3 protein-coding genes are annotated in these 2,797 nt (G+C 77.3%); all 3 read right to left on the bottom strand.

Annotated elements, in window-relative coordinates:
- Positions 1–100: 100 nt before the first annotated feature.
- The gene (locus tag ACFWH7_RS20950) at positions 101–1,123 is read right to left on the bottom strand and encodes a Ppx/GppA phosphatase family protein (RefSeq protein ID WP_378219605.1); all 1,023 of its coding nucleotides are present in this window, start codon (positions 1,121–1,123) and stop codon (positions 101–103) included.
- 105 nt (positions 1,124–1,228) lie between these two features.
- Entirely contained in the window at positions 1,229–1,756 is a 528-nt protein-coding gene (locus ACFWH7_RS20945; protein ID WP_378219603.1) for a DUF501 domain-containing protein, read from the bottom strand.
- 41 nt (positions 1,757–1,797) lie between these two features.
- On the bottom strand, positions 1,798–2,646 hold the full coding sequence (locus tag ACFWH7_RS20940; protein WP_378219601.1) for an FtsB family cell division protein: 849 nt from the start codon (positions 2,644–2,646) through the stop codon (positions 1,798–1,800).
- Positions 2,647–2,797 lie beyond the last annotated feature (151 nt).

Below are 2,797 nucleotides of genomic sequence, written 5' to 3'. Positions count from 1 at the left end.
CCGGGGACGACCTAGGGTGGGCCGGGTCGACCCGCCGAACCCGGGGTCGCTCCCCACCCGAGTGCCGGGGTGGGGAACGACCCTGGGTTCGGCGGTCGGGTCAGGCGATCGACCAGGCGATCCCGTCGAGGATGTCGTGCTCGCTCGTCACGACCTCGGTGAGCGACCCGCCCGCGGCGGCGACGTCGTCGCGCACGCGGCGCACGACCTCCGACCACACGAGCGCGCCGGCGCCGATGACGTCCACGCGGCCCGGGTGCATGAAGCCCAGGGCGGTGCGCTCGGCGCGCGAGCGGTGGAGCAGGTCGTCGCACGCCGCCAGGACCGCGTCGACGGACAGCACGGCACCGTTGATGCGGTCCCGGTCGTACTGCGCGAGGCCCAGCGCGTGGGCCGTCACCGTGGTGACCGATCCCGCGAGGCCGACGAGCGTCGCGGCCTCCCCCAGCGGGACGACGGCGGTCGCCTCGCCGAGCGCGGCGCGCACGTCCGCGCGGGCCGCGGCCTCCTCGGCGGCGGTCGGGGGGTCGGAGCGCAGGTGCCGCTCCGTGAGGCGCACGCAGCCGACGTCCATGGAGAACGCGGCGTCGGGGGTCGCCGTGCCGAGCACGAGCTCGGTCGAGCCGCCGCCGAGGTCCACGACCACGAACGGGCCCGGGCGCAGCGCGGCGACCGTCGACGTCGCCCCACGGAACGACAGCGCGGCCTCCTCCTCGCCCGAGACGACCTCGGGCTCCACGCCCAGCGCGGCCAGGACGCCCTCGACGAACTCGGCGCGGTTCTCGGCGTCCCGCGTGGCCGAGGTCGCGACGAAGCGCGTGCGCGTGGCGCCGAGCTCCGCGATCACGTCGGCGTACCGGCGCGCGGCGTCGAGCGTGCGCGCGAGCGCCTCCGGCGCGAGGCGGCCCGTGCGGTCGACGCCCTGGCCAAGCCGGACGACCTCCATGCGGCGGTCGAGGTCGACGAGCGTGCCCGCGACCGGGTCGACGTCCGCGACGAGCAGGCGGATCGAGTTGGTCCCGCAGTCGATCGCCGCGACGCGCGCGGCGCCGGGCGGGACGGGGACGGGCGCGAGACCCGGCGTGGCGAGCGCGTCCGGAGCAGAGGTGGAGCCTGAGGTCATGCGACCAAGCGTGCCACCGTCGGGCGGGCGGTCGCGCCCCGGGCCGCCCTCCGGACGGGAGCCCGCCGCGTGCCCTGCGTCACCCAGGGTCTCGGTCGCGGCGGCTCAGCAGGTGCAGCGGTCCGGGCGCCAGACGTCGCGCACGCGCTCGAGCGCCTCGTCCCCCAGCGGGTTCACGCCGGGACCGGCGGCCAGGGCGTGCCCGACGAGGACGTGCAGGCACTTGACGCGCGTCGGCATGCCCCCGGCCGAGATCCCGTCGATCTCCTTGACGTGGCCCAGCGCCTCCCGCTGCGCGAGGTAGTGCTCGTGCGCGCGCCGGTAGGCGGCGGCGAGCTCCTCGTCCTCGGTCAGGCGTTCGGACATCTCCTTCATGACACCGTTCGCCTCGAGCGTCGACGCGGCCGCCACCGCGCCGGGGCTGGTGAGGTAGAAGGTGGTGGGGAACGGCGTGCCGTTCTCGAGCCGCGGCGCCGTGCGGACCACGAGCGGGCGCCCGCACGCGCACCGCGCGGCGATGCCGACGACCCCGCGCGGGGCGCGACCGAGCTGCTCCGCGAGGGTCTCGAGGTCGCGCTCGGTGACGACGGCGTCCGGGTCGTCGGCGGGGATGGCCAGGCGGGCGTCGGGCACGGGTCTTCCTTCGGTTCGGTCGGGCGCGTCGGGACGACGCGTCACCCATTCTCCCCGCTCGACGGCGTCGAGCCGTCGCCGGTCGGTTCCTCGCCCGCGGGCGGCGCCTCCTCGCCGGCCCCGTCGCCGTCCGTCCCGGCCCCCTCGCCCGCGCCCGACGACACCGGCTGCTCGCCCGCGACCTGCACCGACGCCCAGATCGCCTCGTACCAGGGCGTGCCGTCCTCGTAGCCCTGGACGGGGCCGTCGGTGATCGTCCGACCGGTCTGCGGGTCGATGTCGTCGACCACCGTCTCCGGGTCGAGCACGCGCCACGGCCGCTCGCCCGGCATGACGAAGTTGAGACGGTCCCGCGCCTCGCGCTCGACGTACGCCTGGTCGTCCCAGCGGTCCAGCTCGGACCGGAGGTCGTCGCGCCGGGTCTCCGCCTGCGCGAGGTCGTTGCGCAGCTCGCGCAGCTCCCCCGTCTGGTTCACGTACGCCCGCAGGGTGGGCAGCAGCAGCACCACGGCGAGCAGCACGACCACGGACAGCACCAGGGTGCGGACCGTCACCACCTCGGGCAGCAGGAAGCCGTACCGGCTCCGGCGCCGGTCCTCCGGCGCGGGGCCTGCGGCGCGGCGCGACGGTGCCGGGCGCTGCGCGCGCGAGGCCGGCCGGCGTGCGCTCGACGACGCGGCGGCCTTCGCGCTCGTCGTGGAGCTTTTCCCGGTCGTCGGCCGCGCGCGCGACGCACCCGGGGACGCGGCGGGCTTGGACGTCGACGAGCGGGACGCTCCGGACGCCGTCGTGCCCGACCGGGTCGGCTTCGACCCGGACGACCCGCGCGCGGGCCCGGTCCCCGGGCGCGCGGGGGCACCGGGGCGCGGAGGGCGGCGCGAGGACGGCATGCCCCGATTGTGCTGCCGCGGCGGCCCCGGCTCCGGGAGCACGCGCGGTGCGTCCGCGAACGTGAGCCGATCGACACGACATCTTCACCCGCGACCGTGACCTGCGGCGGCGCCGGGCTCCGGCGCGCTCCGGTCCCGGACGCGCCGGAGC

Source organism: Cellulosimicrobium cellulans (genome assembly GCF_042723955.1).
GTDB classification, from domain to species: Bacteria; Actinomycetota; Actinomycetes; order Actinomycetales; family Cellulomonadaceae; genus Cellulosimicrobium; species Cellulosimicrobium cellulans_H.
This window is presented reverse-complemented; position numbering and strand designations above follow the sequence as displayed.